Source organism: Gracilibacillus lacisalsi DSM 19029 (assembly GCF_000377765.1).
Classification (GTDB): domain Bacteria; phylum Bacillota; class Bacilli; order Bacillales; family Amphibacillaceae; genus Gracilibacillus; species Gracilibacillus lacisalsi.
On the sequence record NZ_KB898668.1, the window covers coordinates 93,737 to 116,191 of the forward strand.

The 22,455-nt window shown below is 37.0% G+C and carries 21 protein-coding genes; 2 read left to right on the forward strand and 19 right to left on the reverse strand.

Features of this window, described 5'->3' with window-relative positions:
* Positions 1-66: 66 nt before the first annotated feature.
* The 4 genes from ffh to smc form a co-directional block, all read right to left on the reverse strand.
* Positions 67-1,428, reverse strand: a complete 1,362-nt coding sequence (gene ffh, locus D569_RS0112160; RefSeq protein WP_018932700.1) for a signal recognition particle protein — start codon at positions 1,426-1,428, stop codon at positions 67-69.
* Positions 1,429-1,440: 12 nt separating this feature from the next.
* Positions 1,441-1,758 (reverse strand): putative DNA-binding protein, encoded by a 318-nt coding sequence (locus D569_RS0112165; RefSeq protein WP_018932701.1) that lies wholly within the window; start codon positions 1,756-1,758, stop codon positions 1,441-1,443.
* A gap of 78 nt (positions 1,759-1,836) precedes the next feature.
* Positions 1,837-2,835: a signal recognition particle-docking protein FtsY gene (ftsY, locus tag D569_RS0112170; RefSeq protein ID WP_018932702.1), complete on the reverse strand. Its 999-nt coding sequence runs from the start codon at positions 2,833-2,835 to the stop codon at positions 1,837-1,839.
* A gap of 18 nt (positions 2,836-2,853) precedes the next feature.
* Positions 2,854-6,420: a chromosome segregation protein SMC gene (gene smc / locus D569_RS0112175; protein WP_018932703.1), complete on the reverse strand. Its 3,567-nt coding sequence runs from the start codon at positions 6,418-6,420 to the stop codon at positions 2,854-2,856.
* 148 nt (positions 6,421-6,568) lie between these two features.
* Between smc and D569_RS0112180 the strand changes: the two genes are divergently transcribed.
* On the forward strand, positions 6,569-6,790 hold the full coding sequence (locus D569_RS0112180) for a DUF1128 domain-containing protein (protein ID WP_018932704.1): 222 nt from the start codon (positions 6,569-6,571) through the stop codon (positions 6,788-6,790).
* A gap of 445 nt (positions 6,791-7,235) precedes the next feature.
* Here the strand turns inward: D569_RS0112180 and rnc are convergent, their stop codons facing one another.
* The 9 genes from rnc to D569_RS0112225 form a co-directional block, all read right to left on the reverse strand.
* A complete protein-coding gene (gene rnc, locus D569_RS0112185; RefSeq protein ID WP_018932705.1) occupies positions 7,236-7,922 on the reverse strand; it encodes a ribonuclease III in 687 nt (228 codons plus the stop codon).
* A gap of 231 nt (positions 7,923-8,153) precedes the next feature.
* Positions 8,154-8,387 carry an acyl carrier protein gene (gene acpP, locus D569_RS0112190; protein ID WP_018932706.1) on the reverse strand — a complete coding sequence of 78 codons (234 nt, stop codon included), beginning with the start codon at positions 8,385-8,387 and terminating at the stop codon, positions 8,154-8,156.
* A 35-nt stretch (positions 8,388-8,422) separates the two neighbouring features.
* On the reverse strand, positions 8,423-9,163 hold the full coding sequence (gene fabG, locus D569_RS0112195) for a 3-oxoacyl-[acyl-carrier-protein] reductase (protein WP_018932707.1): 741 nt from the start codon (positions 9,161-9,163) through the stop codon (positions 8,423-8,425).
* Between the two features lie 2 nt (positions 9,164-9,165).
* Positions 9,166-10,110 (reverse strand): ACP S-malonyltransferase, encoded by a 945-nt coding sequence (fabD, locus tag D569_RS0112200; RefSeq protein ID WP_018932708.1) that lies wholly within the window; start codon positions 10,108-10,110, stop codon positions 9,166-9,168.
* A gap of 3 nt (positions 10,111-10,113) precedes the next feature.
* Positions 10,114-11,118, reverse strand: a complete 1,005-nt coding sequence (gene plsX, locus D569_RS0112205; RefSeq protein WP_018932709.1) for a phosphate acyltransferase PlsX — start codon at positions 11,116-11,118, stop codon at positions 10,114-10,116.
* On the reverse strand, positions 11,115-11,696 hold the full coding sequence (gene fapR, locus D569_RS0112210) for a transcription factor FapR (RefSeq protein WP_018932710.1): 582 nt from the start codon (positions 11,694-11,696) through the stop codon (positions 11,115-11,117). Before fapR ends, plsX begins: the two co-directional genes overlap by 4 nt.
* A 103-nt stretch (positions 11,697-11,799) precedes the next feature.
* Positions 11,800-13,842 carry an ATP-dependent DNA helicase RecG gene (gene recG / locus D569_RS0112215; protein WP_425401989.1) on the reverse strand — a complete coding sequence of 681 codons (2,043 nt, stop codon included), beginning with the start codon at positions 13,840-13,842 and terminating at the stop codon, positions 11,800-11,802.
* 643 nt (positions 13,843-14,485) lie between these two features.
* Complete coding sequence (locus tag D569_RS0112220) at positions 14,486-16,150, reverse strand: DAK2 domain-containing protein (RefSeq protein WP_018932712.1); 1,665 nt, start codon at positions 16,148-16,150, stop codon at positions 14,486-14,488.
* Positions 16,151-16,219: 69 nt separating this feature from the next.
* Positions 16,220-16,582: an Asp23/Gls24 family envelope stress response protein gene (locus D569_RS0112225; protein WP_018932713.1), complete on the reverse strand. Its 363-nt coding sequence runs from the start codon at positions 16,580-16,582 to the stop codon at positions 16,220-16,222.
* A 442-nt stretch (positions 16,583-17,024) separates the two neighbouring features.
* Between D569_RS0112225 and rpmB the strand changes: the two genes are divergently transcribed.
* Positions 17,025-17,213, forward strand: coding sequence for a 50S ribosomal protein L28 (rpmB, locus tag D569_RS0112230; RefSeq protein WP_018932714.1), 189 nt, complete (start codon positions 17,025-17,027; stop codon positions 17,211-17,213).
* 65 nt (positions 17,214-17,278) lie between these two features.
* On the opposite strand, the gene spoVM is transcribed toward rpmB, so the two are convergent.
* From spoVM to D569_RS0112255, 6 genes are all read right to left on the reverse strand, one after another.
* Entirely contained in the window at positions 17,279-17,377 is a 99-nt protein-coding gene (gene spoVM / locus D569_RS25135; protein ID WP_083939039.1) for a stage V sporulation protein SpoVM, read from the reverse strand.
* Between the two features lie 111 nt (positions 17,378-17,488).
* The gene (locus tag D569_RS0112235) at positions 17,489-18,127 is read right to left on the reverse strand and encodes a thiamine diphosphokinase (protein ID WP_018932715.1); all 639 of its coding nucleotides are present in this window, start codon (positions 18,125-18,127) and stop codon (positions 17,489-17,491) included.
* Between the two features lie 44 nt (positions 18,128-18,171).
* Complete coding sequence (rpe, locus tag D569_RS0112240) at positions 18,172-18,819, reverse strand: ribulose-phosphate 3-epimerase (protein WP_018932716.1); 648 nt, start codon at positions 18,817-18,819, stop codon at positions 18,172-18,174.
* Position 18,820: 1 nt separating this feature from the next.
* A complete protein-coding gene (rsgA, locus tag D569_RS0112245; protein ID WP_018932717.1) occupies positions 18,821-19,702 on the reverse strand; it encodes a ribosome small subunit-dependent GTPase A in 882 nt (293 codons plus the stop codon).
* Positions 19,703-21,697, reverse strand: a complete 1,995-nt coding sequence (gene pknB / locus D569_RS0112250) for a Stk1 family PASTA domain-containing Ser/Thr kinase (RefSeq protein ID WP_018932718.1) — start codon at positions 21,695-21,697, stop codon at positions 19,703-19,705.
* Positions 21,691-22,440: a Stp1/IreP family PP2C-type Ser/Thr phosphatase gene (locus D569_RS0112255; RefSeq protein ID WP_018932719.1), complete on the reverse strand. Its 750-nt coding sequence runs from the start codon at positions 22,438-22,440 to the stop codon at positions 21,691-21,693. Before D569_RS0112255 ends, pknB begins: the two co-directional genes overlap by 7 nt.
* Between the last annotated feature and the right edge of the window lie 15 nt (positions 22,441-22,455).

The following is a 22,455-nucleotide window of genomic DNA, read 5'->3' on the forward strand; positions in this document are numbered from 1 at the left end:
CATATAAATATCTAACACAAGATAGAATTGTATCAGATTTATTTTAGTCTGTAAAGGGTTTTTACCTTACATGAATGGAAAATTAAATCCTTTTGATTTTTTTCCTTTTTTCCCTTTCTTTCCTTGCTGCGAATTCGTCATTTGCTTCATCATTTTCTTCATTTCTTCAAACTGTTTCAACAAACGATTCACCTCTGAAACAGAACGACCTGAACCTCGAGCAATACGTTTACGACGACTGGCATTAATCACACTTGGATCTTGACGTTCTTTTGCAGTCATGGATTGGATGATCGCTTCCACATGGGAAATTTGCTTATCATCAAAATCGACATTTTTAAGACCCTTCATTTTGTTAGCGCCAGGTATCATATCAATTAATTCATCCAACGGTCCCATGTTTTTCACTTGGCCCATTTGTTCGAGAAAATCATCTAGTGTAAAGGAAGCAGACCGCATTTTCTCTTCTAATTCTTTAGCTCTTTTTTCATCAACATTTTCTTGAGCCTTCTCAATTAGTGAAAGAACATCTCCCATGCCTAAAATACGAGATGCCATTCGTTCCGGATGGAATACTTCCAATTCATCTAACTTTTCACCCATACCTGCAAATTTAATCGGCTTTTCTGTAACAGCTTTAATTGATAAAGCTGCACCACCGCGTGTATCTCCATCAAGCTTCGTTAAAACAACACCAGAAATATCTAATTGTTCATTAAAGCTTTCAGCTACATTAACTGCATCCTGACCAGTCATGGAGTCAACCACTAAAAATACTTCATCCGGATTTACATTTTGTTTAATTTGAATCAATTCATCCATTAATTCATTGTCGACATGAAGACGACCAGCAGTATCAATGATGACATAATCCAGATGTTCCTCTTTAGCACGTTCCATCGCTTTATTGGCAATATCCACTGGATTTGCATCGGTTCCCTCTGAATATACTGGCATATCTAATTGTTTACCTAAGGTTTCCAGTTGATCAATTGCTGCGGGACGGTAAACATCAGCGGCAACTAATAATGGCTTACGATTATATTTTTTACGTAATAAATTGGCTAATTTACCAGTAGTTGTTGTTTTACCGGCACCTTGTAAACCAACCATCATGATTACAGTAGGAGGCTTATCTGCCACAGCGATTTTACTTTCATCGCCACCCATTAATTCTGTTAATTCTTCTTTTACCACTTTGATAACCTGTTGACCTGGAGTTAAACTTTCCATTACTTCCTGGCCAACTGCACGCTCTTTCACTTTCTTAATGAAATCTTTTACGACTTTAAAGTTTACGTCCGCTTCTAGTAAAGCTAAACGAACTTCTCTCGTCATTTCTTTGACATCCTGTTCCGTTACTTTACCTTTTCCCTTAATTTTTTGAATGGTATTTTGCAGGCGGTCGGCTAAACCTTCAAATGCCATACTATACGCCCCCTATTCGATTTCAATAATCTGTTCTACTTTTTCTTTCAGTACTTGGTCTTCTGTCAATGTAAGCAATTCCTGAAGTAGACTTTGTCGCTTTAAAAACTTCTGATAGAGACCAAGCTTTTCCTCATATTCCTCTAACATTTGTTCTGTTCTGCGAATGTTATCATAAATTGCTTGTCTTGATACATTAGATGTCTCCGAGATTTCCCCTAATGAGAAATCTTCTACATAATACATCTCCATATAATTTCGTTGCTTGTCAGTTAGCAATTGTTGATAAAAATCATAAAGAGCGTTAATCCTTGTCGTTTTTTCTAACATAATAAGGACACCTCGTTAAGTAAAATACCTTTACACTCCAGTCTAATCATCTTAAAGCAATACTGTCAAGTCTCAAGACTATTCTTCTTCTTCTAACAAATCTGCAAATAAACCGTACACAAATGCATGCGGATCAAAGGTTTGCAAGTCTGTTACCTTTTCTCCAAGTCCTACTAATTTTACTGGTGTGCCTAATTCATTTCGGATTGCCAAGACGATACCACCCTTAGCTGTACCGTCTAATTTAGTTAATACGATTCCGGAAACATCTGTTGCTTCTGAGAATGTTTTCGCTTGGCTCAAAGCATTTTGTCCAGTCGTGGCATCAAGCACAAGCAACACTTCATGAGGTGCATTGGGAACTTCCCGCTCGATTACCCGTTTTACTTTTGCTAATTCATTCATTAAATTAACCTTATTCTGCAAACGACCTGCGGTATCGCAAAGTAATACATCAGCATTACGGGATTTTGCCGCTTGAATACCATCGTAAATAACGGCAGCTGGGTCACTGCCTTCATTATGTTTAATAACATCAACACCGACACGTTTTCCCCATTCATTTAACTGTTCAATAGCTCCGGCACGGAATGTATCACCTGCAGTTAATAATACCTCTTTACCTTCTGATTTTAATTGATGTGCTAACTTACCAATCGTTGTTGTTTTTCCAACTCCATTAACTCCAACAAAAAGGATTACTGTTAAGTCATCTTGTTGCATATTTAATGAACTATCTTCTGATTCGTCATTATCGCCCTGGTAAATTTCGACCAGTTTTTCAGAGATCACTTGTTTTACTTCATTAGTATCTTTAATATTTTGTCTTTTTACTTCCATTTCAAGTTCTTCAATTAACTCCATCACAGTTGTCACACCAACATCAGCTGCGATCAACACTTCTTCGAGATCTTCGAAAAAGTCTTCGTCCACTTTTCGATAGCGAGCAACTAAATCATTAATTTTTTCGGAGAATGACTTCCTTGTCTTACTTAAGCCATCTTTATACTTATCTGATACTTCTTCTTGATTATCTGTTGCTTGAAATTTATCTTTCAGTTTTTTCAGGAAACTCATTTTTCTACCTCCTCGCACTTATGCTTCTAAAAGCTCTGGCGCTTCTTCTAATTTGACAGAAACTAAGCGTGATACACCTGATTCCTGCATGGTAACACCATATAATACATCTGATTCTTCCATTGTACCCTTTCTATGTGTAATCACAATAAATTGGGTGTTCTTACTATAATGTTTCAAATATTGGGCAAAGCGAGTCACATTTGCTTCATCTAGAGCAGCTTCCACTTCATCCAGTACACAGAATGGAACAGGACGCACACGTAAAATCGCAAATAATAAAGCAATAGCAGTTAATGCTCTTTCTCCACCGGACAATAGACCTAATTGTTGTAATTTTTTACCTGGAGGCTGTGCAATAATATCTACACCAGTTTCTAATAATTGATCCGGATCAGTTAACTTTAATTCAGCATGGCCCCCGCCGAATAAACGTTGGAAGACTACCGTAAATTCTTCTTTAATTTGCGAAAAAGTTTCATTAAATCTTCTAGTCATTTCTTCATCCATTTCCGCAATAATTTCATATAATGTTCGTTTTGCTTCCACTAAGTCTGTTTGTTGACTGGTAAGGAATTCATGTCGTTCTTTAATCCTATCATACTCATCAATAGCACCAATATTTACTGTTCCTAATTCATCAATCGATTTCTTAATTAATTTGACTTGTTCTTTCGCCTCTTCGAGATTGTCTGGTTGTGGGTAATCAGCTTTCGCCTTTTCAAAAGTCATAAAGTATTCACTCTCTAGTAATTGAAGACGATTTTCCAGCTCCAGATCTAATCGGTTTCGTTCAATCTCAATCGTTTGGATCTCCTGTTGTAACTGATACTCCTCTTTTTTCGCTTGTTTAAGCGATTCTTCTAGAGTCGTAACTTTTTGCTGTGTTTCCGATCGTTGTTCACGTAATTGTTGCAACTCTTGCTGCAAAGCTGCTTTTTCTTGTGTTTTGAGATGAATCTCTTCGTCAATTTCTTCTGGTGTCTGTTGGCTATTTTTAACGTCGATCAATTGCTGTAACTGTTCTTGCTTTCCTTTAATCGTCTCGGAAATCTCTGATAATTCATTTTTTGAATTTGCAACCTTCTCTTTTTGATTGGACAGCTTACTTCTTAGCTCTGCTTGCTCGACGTGCAATGTTTGTAATTCCTGTTTCAATTGTTCTTCTTTTGCTTCAAAATTTTGGTGCTGATCTGTTAATTCTTCAATTTCGTTATCTAATTTACTCAATTTTGCTTGTGTTTTTTCAAGGTCTTGTTCAATTTGTTCCAATTGCTGTAACAATAGTTTTCGATCTTCTTCTTGTTGTAATTTGTCCTGATCATAAATGGACAACTGATCATTTAAATGCTCTAAAGACAGTTTCCATTCTTTATAATTGCTTTGGTGTACTTGATATGTTGTGCGAACTTCTTCTAGTTGTCGATAACTATTTTCTTTTTCTTCTTGAAGACTCGCTAATGCATCTTTTTGCTCCCTAATTTGCTTCTCATAGTCCGTTACACGAGTTTGGTATTCTTTATATTTCTTCGTTAATGTTTTTAGTTCACGATCTCTCGTAAATAATGATTGATTGTTTTTCTTTTTGGCACCACCAGACATGGAACCTCCAGGGTTCACCACATCTCCATCGAGTGTCACGATGCGGAATCTTCGTCCAGTTTGCTGTGCAAATTGATTTGCAGCACTAAGTGATCTAGCTATAATAACATTACCTAACAATGCTTGCATGACAGGTTGATATGTGGCTTCATAACGGATTAAATCCGCAGCTACTCCAACATACTCTTCTTCCTGCTCAAGCATTTGGATCAAATTTGCAGGTATCTGTTTCGGTTTCATCGCGTTAATTGGTAAAAAAGTTGCTCTACCTTTGTTTGTTTTTTTCAGCCATTGAATTGCCTCTCGTGCCGACTTCTCTGAATCAACCACAATATGTTGAGCTTGAGCCCCTAAAGCAGTTTCCATTGCATCCACTAATTGATCATCGAATTCAATTAATTCCGGTATCGCACCATGAATACCTGTTAACTTCTGTTGTTCCCTTGCTTTTAGTACTTCTTTTACTCCAAAGTAGAAACCTTGAAAATCTTCTTTTAAGTCCTCGAGCATTTCTTTTTTTGACTTAAGATTTTCAACCATTTGATAACCTTTATATAATTTTTGTTGCATATCTTCTAATAGTTTCGACTCTACCGTTACTTTTCTTTCCAACTGTTCGTACTCTGATTGGCATTTATGTAATTGTTCCTCATCTTGTTTACATTTTTCTTCTGCTTCTTGAACAGCTTGCTTTAACTGAAGACGTTCTTCATGTAGGTTTTCCCATTTAGAAGATTTTGCATGTTGTTTCCCTTCCATCCTCTCCAATTGCTGCTCAATCGAGCTTTTCTCGTTTCGTTTAGCCGCTTGCTCATTTAACCATTCAATATAATCACTCTTAAGTGTCTCGATGTCTTCTTCTATCGTATTTTTACCTTTTTCTAATTGCTCTTGGATATCAGTTACTTGTTCTGATAACTGATGATTTTTATCCTGGTACTTCCTAAGATTAGTTTGTTCATCTTCTAAGCTCTTTAAAAGTATTGCTTTTTTGTTTTCCGACTCTTCTATGTCCTGTTCTAGTTTTTCTTTATTCTCCTGGAAATGTTGAAGTCGTTCATGAAATATCTTTTTATTTCCTTCAAGACTTTCTAGCTTTTGAGTTTCCACAAGCAGTGTTTCTTGTAAGCTTGTGATTTGCTCATCCATTTCTTGTATCCGTGCTTTCAGTTGATCATTTTCTGTCTCTCTTGTCTCAACCCATTGTTGTTTTTCTTTTAATGCATGATATTTATCATCTATTTGTCTTTTCGATGCTTCCCATTTTTCATTCAATAGTTCAATTTCTTTAGCTAACAAACCAACTTCCACATTAGTTAATCGATCTTTTTGGGCTAAGTACTCCTTGGCAATAGATGCTTGCTGTTCAAGTGGTTCTAATTGGCCGTCTATTTCATAGATAATATCTTCCACACGATTTAAATTTTCTTGTGTTTCTGCCAATTTATATTCGGCTTGTTTCTTTCTATTTTTATATTTTAAAACACCTGCCGCTTCTTCAAATATAACGCGGCGTTCCTCTGATTTTGAACTTAATATTTCTTCAACTTTCCCTTGACTTATAATAGAAAACGCTTCTTTACCCATACCTGAATCCATAAATAGCTCTGTAATATCTTTCAAACGGCATGGTTGTTTGTTCATCAAATATTCACTTTCGCCTGAGCGATATACTCGACGCGTTACACTGACCTCGTGATAATCAACAGGTAATGCATTGTCTGAGTTATCTAACACGAGTGTTACTTCAGCAACGTTTAACGCATTACGTGTATCACTACCTTGGAAAATTATATCTTCCATTTTGGAACCACGTAATGATTTTGCTGATTGTTCTCCAAGTACCCAACGGATCGCATCTGTAATATTACTTTTCCCACTACCGTTAGGCCCTACAACAGCTGTAACGCCTGGTACAAATTCTATTTTTACTCTTTCAGCGAAAGATTTAAAACCAATTGTATCTAATTGTTTTAAATACATGTTTAAAACCCCTATTTATTATCATCTAACAACATAACTTGTATGTTGATGTTAATTTATCCTTTGCATTTCAACTTATTTATTTTATCATAAAGAATAGAGTAAGAGAAGGAAGTTTCATAAAATACCGAAACAGGAGTGAATTGATTTGAATTTAGAAGAGAAATCCGAGGAAAATTTAGCACATATTATTCATGAGATGGGAAGAATGTTGCAAGTAGTCAATGATTCTATCATGGACCCTAAAGATTATGACCTTGATAATTATGAAGAATTAAAATCCTTATATGATCTCCTGCAACAGAAAGGAAAACTAACTGTTGCCGAAACCCAAGCATTTATCGCAGAGCTAAGAGAATACCGAAAATAATTAAGAAAAGCGCAGAGCGCCCGTTTAGAAACATAGCGACTGGAACGAATTAACTGAGATAAAGGAATCACGGTAAGCTCGCGAACCGACGATGATTTATCGTAGGGCGATTCGTGAAGTCGTCTAGTTTTTGGCGCTCGAATCTGGACGTGGCTAGACAGGTTGCCTACATGTTATCTACATCCGAAAATTTATAATATTTCCTAGATAAACAAAGTCTTAGGAGTATCTAAGAAAACTCCTAAGACTTTCTAATTCTTACCTTCCAATTAAAAATACTGTTCAATCTTAAGAACATCTATATAATAATTGTAATATTTACCCTATATCCATTGTACCATTTTTAATCATATATACTTAATTTTCTTTTTAATAAGAAACCCCCCGCTTCAACCTTAATTGAAACAGGGGGGTTCACCTTGTCAGACTATTTTATCAATAACTTTTAATGAGACAGAGCGTCTAATGCTTGTTTTGCAGCACGTTGTTCTGCTTCTTTTTTCGTCCGACCTACTCCTTTTCCAGCTGTCTTACCATTAATTGTAACAACAGCGAAAAATTCACGGTCATGTGCAGGACCTTTCTCGTCTACAATGTTGTATTCCACTAGTCTATTCTTATGTTGCTGTACTGTTTCCTGCAATTGACTTTTGTAATCCATCGTATGCGAAAAAGCACCGGTTGTAATCTCAGGGTACACATACTTCCTTAAGAAGCTAATAACTTGATCATATCCTTGATCTAAGTATAATGCGCCAATGAAGGCTTCAAAGACATCTGCTAGTAATGCAGGGCGATTACGACCACCAGTCATTTCCTCACCCTTACCTAATAAAACGTATTTGCTAAAATCAAGTGTCTCAGCAAAGCGAACTAAAGCTGGTTCACACACAATCGAGGCTCTCAGTTTTGTTAAATCCCCTTCCTCTAATTCATTATATTCACGATAGAGGTATTGAGAGACACCCAATTCTAGAACTGCATCACCTAAAAATTCTAACCTTTCATTATCTAGTAGATTCTTTTTCCGGTGCTCATTCACATAAGATGAATGAGTAAAGGCTTGTTTTAACAATGTTTCGTTTTCAAAAAAAATCCCCAATTTTTCCTGAAGCTCTTTAAAATCAGACACATTCTTCACCTACCAACATGAAATCAATCATTGTCATTATTATAAAGGATACATAGCTTATCGCCAACCCTAAATTGTAAAGGTTTTAATAGTTTTAGTTTTGTCTTACTGGATCAGAAACACACAGCTAATGCATTATAAAGGACAAACCCGTTTCATGATGATTGAAACGGGTTATCTTTTAAGACTGTACTCTTAGACAGCCAATACTTATTACTTGATTTAACAGTTCTATTGGTTGCTGTCTATGTAATTTACAGCATCACCTACTGTAGCAATTTTTTCTGCATCTTCATCAGCAATTTCCATGTCGAACTCGTCTTCTAATTCCATTACAAGTTCTACAACATCAAGAGAATCAGCTTCTAAATCATCTTTAAATGATGCTTCAAGCGTAACTTTATCTTCGTCTACATCAAGACGATCGACAACGATTTGCTTTACTTTTTCAAAAGTCTCGGACATTTCACGTCACCTCCTTTCAAAGTATATGTACCTTTCTACATAACCATACCTCCGTCTACTGGTATCGTTTGTCCGGTAACATAATTAGCTAGTTCAGAAGCTAAAAATAAAGCAACATTCGCTACATCTTTCGCTTCGCCTAATTTATTTAATGGAATTAATGCGAGCATTTGCTCTTTCTGTTCTTCTGTGAGTTGATCGGTCATATCTGTTGCAATAAAGCCAGGCGCAATAGCATTGACTAATATATTTCTCGCTGCTAATTCCTTGGCAGTTGTTTTCGTTAAACCAATAACACCCGCTTTGGCAGAGACATAATTTGCCTGTCCAGCGTTGCCGCTTATACCAACAACTGAAGATACATTAATAATCCGACCGCTTTTTTGCTTCATCATTTGACGAGTCACTGCTTTGGTACATAAGAATACCCCTTTTAAGTTAATGTCAATGACATCATCAAAATCAGCTTCACTCATTCGCATCAGTAAATTATCCCTTGTAATACCTGCATTATTCACTAAAATATCAAGACTTCCAAACGTTTTTGTCGTTTCTTTCACCATTGCTTTGACGTCACTTTCATCACTGACATTTGCTTTGATTTTAATTGCTTCTCCTCCGTCAGCAATGATTTGATCCACTACTTCTTGAGCTTTATTTTCACTACCAGAGTAGTTTACCACTACTTTTGCCCCTTTACTAGCAAAAGTTAAAGCAATTTCACGCCCGATTCCCCTTGAGGCACCGGTTATCAATGCGACTTGATCCTTTAACATGGTTAATCCTCCTTCACCCATTCGATAAATTCAGCTAAAGTTGCTACGTCTTGAACAGCAAAAGTTTTCGCACGGCGATTTACTTTTTTCACGAGGCCTGTTAACACTTTGCCACTGCCTACTTCGACAATCGCATCGAGTTGCTCTTCCAATAGCTGTTCGATAATTTCTTCAAAACGTACTGGTGAATATAATTGTTCTACTAGTAATTGTTGAATTTGGTCTTTTTCAATCACTTTTTCAGCGGTAACATTTGCATAAACAGGTATTTCCGCGTCAGACCAATTGATATTATGTACTAACTGTTGAAACTCTTCAGCTGCTGGCTTCATTAGACTTGAGTGAAATGGCCCGCTCACGGGTAACGGTAATACACGTTTTGCACCAGCTGCTTTTAATTGATCGGTCGCTGCATCAATTGCTGATTTCGTACCAGATACAACGATTTGTCCTGGGCAGTTAAGATTAGCAATCTCAATAACGCCATCCACTTGTTCACTAATTTTTTGCAGTTCATTACGTAATGTTTCTTGATCCATTCCTAAAACAGCTGCCATGGAGCCTTTGCCTTCAGGATAGGCATTTTCCATTAACTTACCTCTTTGGTGAACTAAAGAAACAGCATCAGAGTAGGAAATAGCATTCGCTGCAACAAGTGCACTATATTCACCAAGACTATGCCCACTTGTAACTGATGGTGTAATACCATTTTCCGCTAATATTTTTGTAATGGCGGTACTAACTGATAACAATGCTGGTTGTGTATTTTCTGTTTTTGTCAGTAACTCTTTAGGACCTTCAAACATAATCGACGTTAAGTCATAACCTAAACGTTCATTAGCAATAGCGAAGAGCTCTCTTACTTGTGGAAACTCTTCATACAGGTCTTTTCCCATTTCGACTACTTGTGATCCTTGACCAGGATAAACGAAAGCGACTTTTTTCACGATTTATTCCTCCTCAGTAGCAGCTTGCAATGTTTTTACGTCTGCTTCTATCTTTCCGATTACATCTTTCTCTACAATGTTTATTGTTTGTTGGATGGCACTGAAAATGGCTTGTTGATTGGATGAACCGTGTGCCTTAATCACTGGAGCAGCGAGACCAAACAATGCAGCACCACCGTACTCGGAATAATCAAGTTGCTCCTTTAAGCCTTTTAGATCTTTTTTCACAAGTGCAGCAGCGAGTTTAGTTTTGGTATTAGTCATAAATGTGTCTTTAATCATCGAAAACATCGTCAAAGCTGTTCCTTCCACTGTCTTTAATGCAACATTTCCACTAAAACCATCAGTAACAACAACATCTGCCACACCATTTAACAGATCTCTCGCCTCGACATTACCAACGAAATTGATTGGTAGTTGTTGCAATAGCTCAAATGCTTTTTTTGTTAAGTCATTTCCTTTTCCATCCTCTGTGCCAACATTTAAAAGTCCAACACGCGGATTCTTTACTTGACGAACTTTTTCCATATAAATGGATCCCATTAAGCCGTATTGTTGCAGGTGTTGGGCTTTAGCATCCACATTTGCTCCTACATCCAACAATAAGAACCCATCGCCATTAACGGTTGGAAGTGTTGGACTTAAAGCTGGGCGATCTATCCCCTTGATTCTACCGACCACAAACAATCCAGCGCTCATTAAAGCACCTGTGTTCCCCGCAGAAATACAAGCATCTGCACGTCCAGACTTTACTTCGTTTGCCATGAGCACTAAAGAGGCATTCTTTTTTCGACGAACTGCTTTTACAGGTTCATCCTCACTCGTAATTTTTTCTTCTGTATGAATAATTTCAATAGCATCATGTTTTTCCAAATACGGCGTTATTTTGGTTTCATCACCGATTAACGTAATTTCCAAATCATTAAAGTGGTTCACCGCTTTTAATGCACCTAAGACAATTTCCTTTGGTGCGTGGTCACCACCCATAGCATCGATTGCGATTTTCATGATTCGTTCCCTTCCTTCTCTTGAGTCGATCGAAACATTTCAAATACTCCTGAAAAGACCGTTTCGTTATCTACATAGCTAAGCACTTCTACTACAGTCCGATTGTTTTTCTCTGAACCTACCACTCGTGCTTTAGCAATGACTCGTTCTCCCTGTACGACTTGACGGGTAAATTTAATATCAGCGTTTGTTGTTAAGGCTAGTTCATCATTGATAACGGCAACAGCAAGGGAGTTTGCCTGCGCAAATAAATGATGGCCCCGTGCAATTTTATTTCGTGAAAATACATGTTCCGCTGTAATATCCATAATCGAAATTGCTCGTTTATCTAATTCTAAGTCAATAATTTCACCTATAACCTCATCAATCGGCAATGCCTTAACTGTTTCATTCCAATTATTCGTTGCAACAGATTTTATCCGTTCACGTAACTCCGGAATATTTAACTCCATCCGATCTAAACGGATGGTCTGTATGCTAACATCAAATGATTTTGCTAGTGCCTCGTCCGTTATAAAAGGTTTTGCTTCAATCGTTTCTTTTAACAGCGACTGCCGCTCTTTTTTATTTCTTTTCATGAATTACACCGTCCATCTGCAAGTCATCATTTATTCCAACGAAAAAATTATGACTAGGTACTAATAGTAATATATAATACCATTAAAAATTATGCAAGTGAATCTAATTTAATAATTGCTGATCTATTTCAATTTGAGAAAGCAAATACTTAATTAATGCTTGGAATTCGGCCTTTCTCCACCATTCATTTTCGACAATATCAACAGCATCGGCCCTTGCTGTTTCTAATGCACGATAATCATGAACCAAATCTGCTAATTTAAATTCTGGTAGTCCACTTTGTTTGACACCAAATATATCCCCAGGCCCTCGAAGTTCTAAATCTCGTTCTGCCAAAACAAAGCCATCAGTTGTTTCCGTCATAATTCGCATGCGTTCTTTCCCGGTTTCACCTTTAGGATCTGCTACTAAAATACAATAACTTTGCTTATCACCTCTTCCGACACGTCCTCTTAATTGATGTAACTGTGATAAACCAAATCGATCTGCGTCTTGAATCATCATCACCGTAGCATTCGGAACATTGACCCCTACTTCTACAACTGTTGTAGAAACTAATATTTGGACTTTATTTTCGGCAAAGTCATTCATTACTTGTTCTTTTTCTTCTGTATTTAACCTTCCGTGCATAAGCCCTACCGAGGCTTTGCCTTGTAAAATCTCTTGAAGTTGTTGATATAGATCTAGTGCATTCTGAATATCTAATTTATCTGATTCTTCAATTAACGGACAAATAATATAAGTTTGATTACCTTTTTTTATTTCCTTATATATAAAATTAACGGTTCTTTCAAACATGTTATGCTTGACCCAATATGTTTCAATTGGTTTCCTGCCTTTAGGCATTTCATCTATTTTGGAAACATCCATATCTCCGAATGCAGTAATAGATAACGTTCTCGGAATAGGTGTTGCAGTCATAAATAAAATATCTGCTAAAATCCCTTTTTCACGTAATGTATTACGTTGTTGCACACCAAATCGATGTTGTTCATCGATAATAACATATCCTAAATTTTGAAAATTAACATCATCCTGAATAAGTGCGTGTGTTCCGATTACAACATCACATGATCCATTTTCAATTTCTGTTAGCATTTCTTTTCGCTTTTTGCCCTTTATTGATCCAGTTAATCTGTGTACCCGAACATCATCCGGTAGTAACTGTTTTAAAGATTCTTCATGTTGTTCCGCTAAAATTTCTGTTGGTACCATCAAAGCAACTTGCTTTCCGGCTTTAACAACACCATAAAGACTAATAACAGCTACAGCAGTCTTACCTGAACCTACATCTCCCTGTAATAATCGATTCATTCGGTATGGTGATTGCAGATCCTTAAAAATTTCTGCTAATGCTTTTTTCTGAGCAGAAGTTAAAGCAAAAGGGAATTGTTTAATCAACTGTTTTACTTTTTCCATGTTGATCTCTTTTGCATTACCTTTTGTAGCTTCCCGATTTCTCTTTCGATAGAGCTGCATTTTTATTTGAAACAGCAATAATTCTTCATAGATAAACCGCCTCTTCGCGTGCTTTAATTGTTGGAATGAAGATGGAAAATGAATATTTTCCAAGCCATCGGTCCGATTTGGTAATTTGTATTTATCTAAATAAGAAGTTGGGAGAATTTCGGTAATTTGATCTCGGTAGGTAGACAATGCACTCTCGATTATTTTTTGGAATTGAGCATTTTTAATGTCTCCTTTGGAAGAGTAAATCGGGGTAATAGGACTTGAGCCGTCTATTGTGCCCTTTTTATAATTATCAATTGTGATTTGCAACCGGTGTTGATCCCATTTTCCATTTACCGATACTTCCTCACCTGGAATAAAGTGCTTTTTGGCAAAGGCACGGTTAAAGAGAACACCCTTTACAACTGCTCCATCAACACGTAAAGAAACAACCATCCGGGATTTTTTTCTTTGATAAAATTGTACAGTTGGCTCATGGATAACTTCACCAACTATTGTCACTTTTTCATTATGTATCAGTTCGTGAAGTGGTTTTTGCTCATAATGATCATATCGGTTCGGAAAGTAATATAGCAGATCTTCAATTGTATAGATGCCAATTTGCTCGAGTGTTTCAGCAAGCTTCGGTCCGACACCTTTCACTTCTTGAACAGAAATATTATTCATTTCAATCACACTCTCTTAATTCAAATATGTAATCCAATCCACCAAGTTCACAGTAGATATATACTGCGAAGTAATGAAAATTTTGTGAAGTGAGGCTTTCCTCCATTCTTTCCATAGGAAGTACTGGAATACCGCTCCGGCAGAATACTGCGCTTTCCGTGGGCTCGGCTTCAGCTAACTTTGCAAAGAATACCACTTTGCAAAGTGGATCTTCAGCTCTCGCTGTCCCACAGGAGTCTCCGTATTCTGCCTACGCTGTGTAAATAATTCTACCTTATATAAGAGGAAATACTCTGGAACCAGTACCCGTGTGTTACTTCTTTCAATAATCAGAACATTACGCAAAGCGGAGGCAAGATACGTAGACTCCTCACGACGCAGCGCGAGCCGAAGACCCCGTGATGCACCTGCGTCTTCTAGTAACGCTTCGAAGTGGCTTCCTCGGTGCAAGGGAGCAAAGAAGATACTTCCAAGTAGTTCCCTGGCTAAGGCCGTGCCCGTGGAAAGCGAAGTATCTTGCCGGAGCGCATGTAAGAACTCAGCAAAATGCAGTACAGGAAGAGAGCAAATTCTTGTCATGTTACTTCGCAGTTTATGATTTTGTGCTCAAATTGGATAAAAAGCTCTATCGCCTTGGATAGAGCTTTTGGTTTTATTCAATAGAAAAAATATAAGAGTAGATCGGTTGGTTCCCTTGATGAACTTCCACTTCTATATCTTCAAAATTATCCTCTATAAATGCAATAATCTCATTTTCTTCTTGATCAGTTGTTTCTTCCCCTCGAATAACAGTAACAATCTCATCTTCATCTGCTTCAATCATTTCAGTTAATAATTCCTTAATAACTGTCATTTGATCAGCATTCGTTACTTTTATTTTTCCATCAGCAAGCCCCATATAATGACCATTTTCAATCGTCATGCCTTCTATCTGAGTATCACGAACGGCATAGGTAACCTGGCCAGTTTTCACTTCCTGGCTTGCATCTGTCATGGCTTCTTTATTGTCAGCTAAACTAACCTCAGGATTATACATTAACATAGCCGACATACCTTGTGGGATTGTTTTCGTTGGCACTACTGCTACATTAACTTCCGCTAGTTCTGCAGCCTGTTCAGCTGCCATCACAATATTTTTATTATTAGGCAATATAATAACATTTTCAGCATTTGCCTCTGCAATAGCATTCGTTAAATCCTGTGTACTTGGATTCATCGTTTGCCCACCTTGAATCACAACTGTTGCACCTAAGCTTTTAAATAACTCTGTTAAGCCATCTCCCATTGCAACTGTTACTACTCCAAAAGGTTGCTTTGCTTTAGGCTTCTCTTCTTTCTGATCAACAATGTTGGAATGTTGCTCTCTCATATTCTCTGCTTTTAAATGAATAAAGCTACCAAATCGTTGACCTAAATTGAAAACATCACCAGGGTATTCTGCATGAATATGAACTTTAACGATCTCGTCGTCTGATACAACTAATAATGAATCACCGTGCTCACTTAATTCTTCTCTAAAAGCAGCTTCATCATATGGATGATCTTTTAATTTATCTTCTTCAAAACGAACCATAAATTCTGTACAATAACCATACTCTATTTCGTCAGTACTCATATAGTCTTGTGCTAGTTTGTGATGCTCTGCACTGACAAGGTCATCTAAATCCATTGTGTCATCCTGAGAAGATTCCGGAACTTCTTCTCCTTTCAACGCAGCTAAAAACCCTTCATAAATAACTACTAATCCTTGTCCACCACTGTCTACTACTCCTACTTCTTTTAGTACTGGTAACAGTTCCGGTGTTCTCTTCAAAGATTGTTTAGCAGCTTGAACAACTTGTTCCATAAAGGCAACAATATCCTGTTCCTCTTCTGCGATTTTCTTTGCTTCTACAGCTGTGTCTTTTGCAACTGTAAGAATCGTTCCCTCTACCGGTTTCATTACTGCTTTATAGGCAGTATTCACACCACTATCAAGCGCTGTAACAAAACTTTCAATATCTAACTTATCTGTTCCTTCTAATCCTTTAGCAAAACCTCTGAATAATTGGGATAAGATAACTCCTGAATTACCTCTAGCACCCATTAGTAATCCTTTGGCAAATGCATTAGCTACTACTGAGACACTTTCATGGTTTGCTTTTTTTACCTCGTTTGCCCCTGAGGTAATGGATAAATTCATATTTGTTCCAGTGTCGCCATCAGGTACTGGAAAGACATTTAATGCATCTATTTTCTCAGCATTATTTGCTAAACTATGCGCACCAGCTAATACCATATTGGCAAACAATGCCCCGTCTATATTTTTTTGCGTCACTTGCATGTTCCTCCCTCTGCTCCTTTTTCCGGAATAACGAATTTTGCATGATATAGTAGATAATCGTAATTAATCTTGAATCACACGTACGCCTTGAATATAAATATTGATTGACTTAATTTTTAAACCGAGTGTTTTTTCAAGATTATATTTCACCTGTGATTGGACGTTATGTGCAACTTCAGATATTTTTGTACCATAGCTTACAATGATATACATATCAATGTGCACATCTTCCTCATCTTGTCGAACGACAACACCTTTGGCAAAGTTTTCTTTTCTCAAAATTTCTGCAATACCATCACGTAGTTGTTTTTTCGATGCCATACCAACAATACCATAACATTCGATGGCAGCACCACCAGCGATAGTTGCTATTACTTCATTAGTAATCGTTACATGACCATCTTCTGTTTTTAGTTCTATTGACATATTTTATCCTCCTTCTTAAATAAATAAAAGAAAAAGTTCCATCAGCGTCTACACCATTTTATAGTTGAGTTTTGATTTGATTATTAGAAAAAATGGCTTATTACCAAGTTACTAGCGAAGTCTTTAATTATTTTATAATATGTAGGTTCTAAAGTTTCACTACGTCGAATCATTTCACTGCTAAAATTTTAAGTTCCTACAGCGTCAGAGAAATTAATTTAAGGGTATTCCATTATAGAATGTATGAAAATCACGTCTATGTCAAGCAATTATAAGAAATGCCTTGTACGACCTCTATAAAAACAGCGTGCCCCTATCGTAACTTACGCATCCCTCTCTATCATTAACTCGTAAATACTTTTCTAATTTGAAATTGCAAAATCATAAAAACTATGATAAATTATATAAGTATGGATTGAGTTAGGTAGGAGGGAACGAAATAATGGGACGTAAATGTGTAGTAACTGGTCGTAAAACGACTTCAGGAAATAAGCGTTCACACGCTATGAATGCTAATAAGCGTAACTGGAAAGCAAACGTACAAAAAGTTAGAATCATGGTTGACGGCAAACCAAAACGTGTGTATGTTTCTGCTCGCGCGCTTAAATCTGGCAAAGTAGAACGCGTTTAATTTTATAATCAACTCTTAAAAGAAGAGAAGAGAAAAGGCTCCTGTATACAAGGAGCCTTTTCTCTTTATTTCTTCCCTGAACCCAACAATGCCCGAATGAAACCACCGATAAACCGCGGGAGCTTAATTGTATAAAATTTCATCATACCCCTCCTCTTCACCATGAAGACATAACCTCATCATTATCATTACAACATCTGATTCTTTTACAGCTTATGAGGATACATGACTATAATTGCATACCTTTCCATATTTTCATAAGATTTTACGGAATTCTACTCCGTACTCTTTATCATTATTAATATGCCATCATTAAAGAAAAAAGTACCTTGTTCCTTAATTAATTGATTGGATATACAACGAGTACTTCCCCAAGTAACTGTATAATTATCTAACGGATAATAGAATCCATCTAAGGTCAGCCCCTTAACAGTAGGGGTTAGCGGTATAAATGATATTAGTTCAGAACTATTCGCCTGGATATTGTATTGACCTGGCTTATAAATAGATAAGATATTTTTATGATCAATTATTTTGGCATTAACGTTTTTTTCCAATAGGCAATAAAGAAGCTGAATATTCGCTAATTCATGGTCCAGCCTACCAGCAGTAACACCAAACAAAAAAATGGAAGCAGGCTGATAGGAAAGAGCTGCTTCTACTGCTAATTCTAAGTCTGTTTCATTTTTTTCTGGAGGAAATTCACGAAAAATATTTGCCTGCTTTTTAATGACTAGTTTTTCTTCGTTATCAAGTGAATCAAAATCACCTATTGCAATATCAATAGGTAATTGCTTCCTTAAAAGATAAGAAGCACCTAAGTCTGCACCTATCCAAATATCGATATCATCCCGATAGGAAAGTAAAGAGGCAAGTGCTTTTTCAGGTCCTCCTGCGACGATCCCGATATTCACATCAAACAACCCTTCCTTATTTAAATAATCAATACCGAAGAGATCTAGTTTCTAAGTTTTTGAATAGCTGACGCCCGATCTTTTTCATTAAATATTGCACTTCCAGCTACTAGAACATCTACACCTGCTTCGACACATTGTTTCGCTGTTTCTTCGTTTACTCCTCCATCTACTTCAATTTCAAATGATAAATCTAATTCTTCACGCCATTGTACAGCTTGTCTTACTTTATCTAACACTTCCGGGATAAATGTTTGTCCACCAAACCCAGGGTTAACGGTCATAAACAGAACAAGTTCGACATCTTTAATAATCGGTTTAATCATTTCCACTGGTGTTGCTGGATTAATAACAATCCCAGGTTTAACACCTGCATCTTTGATCATATGTATAGTTCGGTGTAAGTGGGTACAGGCTTCAACATGAACGGTTAAGATATCTGCACCAGCATCAATAAAGTCTTGGATGTAGCGATCAGGGTTTTCAATCATGAGATGTACATCAAGGGTTGCATCTGTTACAGGTCGAATAGCAGATAAAACTACTGGTCCAATTGTAATGTTTGGTACAAAATGTCCATCCATCACATCAACATGTATATAGTCTGCCCCTCCTTTTAATACATCTTCAATTTCTTCTCTTAAACTGGAGAAATCAGCTGATAAAATCGATGGTGCTATTTTCGTACTCATGTTAATACCTCGGCTTTCTATTTTTAATTTCTTCTACAAATTGTAAATAGTTTTGATAACGATCTTCTAAGATTTCTTGTTGATCTAAAGCTACTTTTACTGCACATTTAGGCTCTTTAATATGCATACATCCTCTAAATTTACACTGATCTTGTAAATCAACGAACTCCGGAAAACAGCTTGGTAATTCTTCTAACGCAATTTCTTTAAAATCTAAGGCACTGAACCCAGGTGTATCCGCAATTAACCCTTGTTCAAATGGGATAAGTTCTACATGTCGAGTTGTATGCTTACCTCTGCCTAAACTTTCTGATATGTTATCTGTTTCTAATTGTAGACCAGGTATAATTCGATTCAGAAGTGATGTTTTTCCGACGCCAGATTGCCCGGCAAAAACAGAAACTTTATTTTTTAGGTACACAGATAATTGTTGGTTTACTTCCTTATCTTTCGTAGAGAGAAACTCCACTGTATAGCCGATCTTCTTATAATAAGCGAGCTTATCTGTAATAAGCACAGATTCTTGTTCCGTTAGTAAATCCATCTTAGTAAAAAACAATAATGGTCTGATCGCTTTGGACTCAACCAATACCAGAAATTTATCTAAAAGGTTAAGACTTAAATCCGGTTCTTTAACAGAGGTGACAATAATAGCTTGATCCACATTGGCTACCGGTGGACGTGTTAATTGATTGTCACGTCCATCGATAGAAAGAATATAACCTTCTTTTTTATCGCGGTATTCAAATTCGACAAAGTCACCAACAAGAGGGGTAATCTTTTTTTGGCGAAAAACCCCTCTTCCCCGGCATTGGACAAGACCACCTTCATATTGCACATAATAAAAACCACTCAGTGCCTTGACAATTTTACCTTTTGGCATTTACTCACCCTCTACATCTTCATATGTTAATGTTTTTTCTATGATGATTTCGTCGTCTTTAATCACTTTATACGTCCCTTCGTCATCAGGTTCAATCGTTAATTCAATCGTGAATGTTTTATCTTCTGTAATCATTTCGACATCTTGATATAGTTCTGAAATTTCGTTATTCATATCCCCTACATAAATACTGATTTCTTGAGGTTCAGGTTCATCTGTATCCTCATTATTCTCACCAGTATATGGTACGGTAAAGGATTCAGTATGCGTTATAGGTTCTTTGGGCTCAGGCCCTTTAGATACTGTTAGCTCAACAACTTCGCCCTTTTCAATCTCTTCATTTGCAGATGGGTTCTGCTCAATGACATGACCTTCTTCCACTTCATCATGATGCACCTCTTTAACATCAGCTGAAAGATCTCTGTCTTTTAAATAATCGGTTGCTTCATCCACATGTAAGCCGATCAATCTGTTTAATGTTATTTTTTCTGGTCCTTTACTAATTTCAAAAATAACATTTGTATCTCGAGGTACTACTTCATCACCTGGTGAAGGTTGATATTGAGCAATAATTTCGCCTACTGGACGATCCGAGAATTCCTCGTAAAACTTAACATCATTAAACCCTTCTTCAAGAAGAAATTCTTCAATACGTTCATAGTCCTTGCCAACATAATCATCGAAAACAATCGCCTCAGGTCCTAAACTGACATAGACCGTTATATCTTTCCCTTCTTTAACCGTGTCATTGGGACGCGGATAGGTTTCGATCACGTGGTTTTCTTCTACTTCTTCATCGTGCTCTTCTTCCTTCAACACATTCAATTTTAAATCTTCTAATTCTTGAAGTGCTTCTTCATAACTTAATCCGGAAACATCCGGAACTTGTACATCTTTCGGTTGAAATAAACTAGGTAACACGAACAATGCTAATAAAATTGCCCCGAACAAGATCACAAATAAGCTAGTAACCCAAATAAACGTTTTTTTACGCTTTTTCTTTTTCTTTTCTTTCGGTTTATCCTGTTCTTCATTATTAGTACCATTCGTTACGATTGTTGTCTCTTCATCAACCGCATTGTTCTTTACACTGTCATCATCTTTCACAATCGGTATAGCCTTTGTAATCGTATCGTCAGTGTCTGGTGGCTCGTATTTAGCTACATGCAATTGGTCTGGATCTAATGCATGTGTTAATTCAGCTTCCATTTCGAAAACTTCCTGATAACGATGAAACGGATCTTTGGCTGTTGACTTTAAGACTATATTTTCTACAGATTGAGGTACTCTCGGATTAAATTCCTTGACTGACGGTGTTTCAGATTGTAAATGTTTAAGTGCAATCGAAACGGCTGATTGCCCCGAAAACGGCAACTGACCTGTTAATAATTCAAATAAAACAATTCCTAGGGAATATATATCTGATTTGCGATTAGCTTTGCCACCTCGTGCTTGTTCTGGTGACAAATAATGTACGGACCCTAACATCGAATTGGTTTGTGTTAAAGCAGTTGCACTTAATGCAATCGCAATTCCGAAATCAGTTACCTTGATTTGACCATAAGGGTCGATTAATATATTTTGCGGTTTGATATCACGGTGAATTAAGCCATTTTCATGTGCATGTGAAATAGCAGAAGTAATTTGCGTCATAATTTCTATGACTTCCTCTACTTCTATCGGTGCATGCAATTGTATGTATTGCTTTAACGTCATTCCATCCACATATTCCATCACCATATAATATATTTGATCTTCTTCCCCAACATCAAAGATATTCACGATATTTGGATGTGATAAGCTCGTAGCTGCTTGTGCTTCCCGATGAAATCTCGTAATAAACTCATCATCATTGGCATATTCTAAACGTAATACTTTAATCGCTACCTGTCTCTCCAGAATAGTGTCATTTCCCAGATAGACATTGGCCATTCCACCGCCACCAATTAATTTAATGATCTCGTATCGTTCATTTAACACTTTTCCTTCTAGCATGGCGGCTCACCAACTTCTTCGTGCTGTTTAATAATCGCTAGCGATATGTTATCTTCTCCACCGCGTTCATTAGCCAAATCAATTAAGGTTTGACTTAGCTTATCATCTTCTGTTCGCATAATTATTTCATGTAGTTCCTCATCCGTAATTTTATTGGTTAATCCATCGGAACAAATTAATAATCGCTGATATTCATCCCACTGAGCATGAAAAATATCCGGTTCTAAATCTGGTTCTGTACCTAAGGCCTTTAGAATAACATTCCTTTTTGGGTGTAATTGCGCATCTTCTTCTGATAATTGACCAGTGCGGACCAGTTCACCTACTAACGAATGATCAGCTGTTACTTGTTTCCAATTCGATTGATTGAATAAGTATGCACGGCTATCCCCAATATGGCCAATTACAAGCTCTTGTGCAGTACAAATTGCAACCACTACGGTAGTTCCCATCCCTTGACAAGCAGAGTCCGACTGAGCTTTTTCAAATACCACGTTATTTACTTTCTTAATAGAATCTGCTAACCAATTTTCCAAATCTAGCTTTTCCAAAGGTTCATCTAATTCGGACCACATTTTTTCTATTTCTTCAATGGTGAGTTTACTAGCCACATCTCCCGCTTGATGTCCGCCCATGCCATCAGCTACCACTGCAAGCACCGCGTTTTCACTAGGGAAAACAGCTACAGCATCTTCATTTAACTTACGGACCTTACCTTTGTCGGATTGATATACGTATTTCATTTCAACACCTCTTCT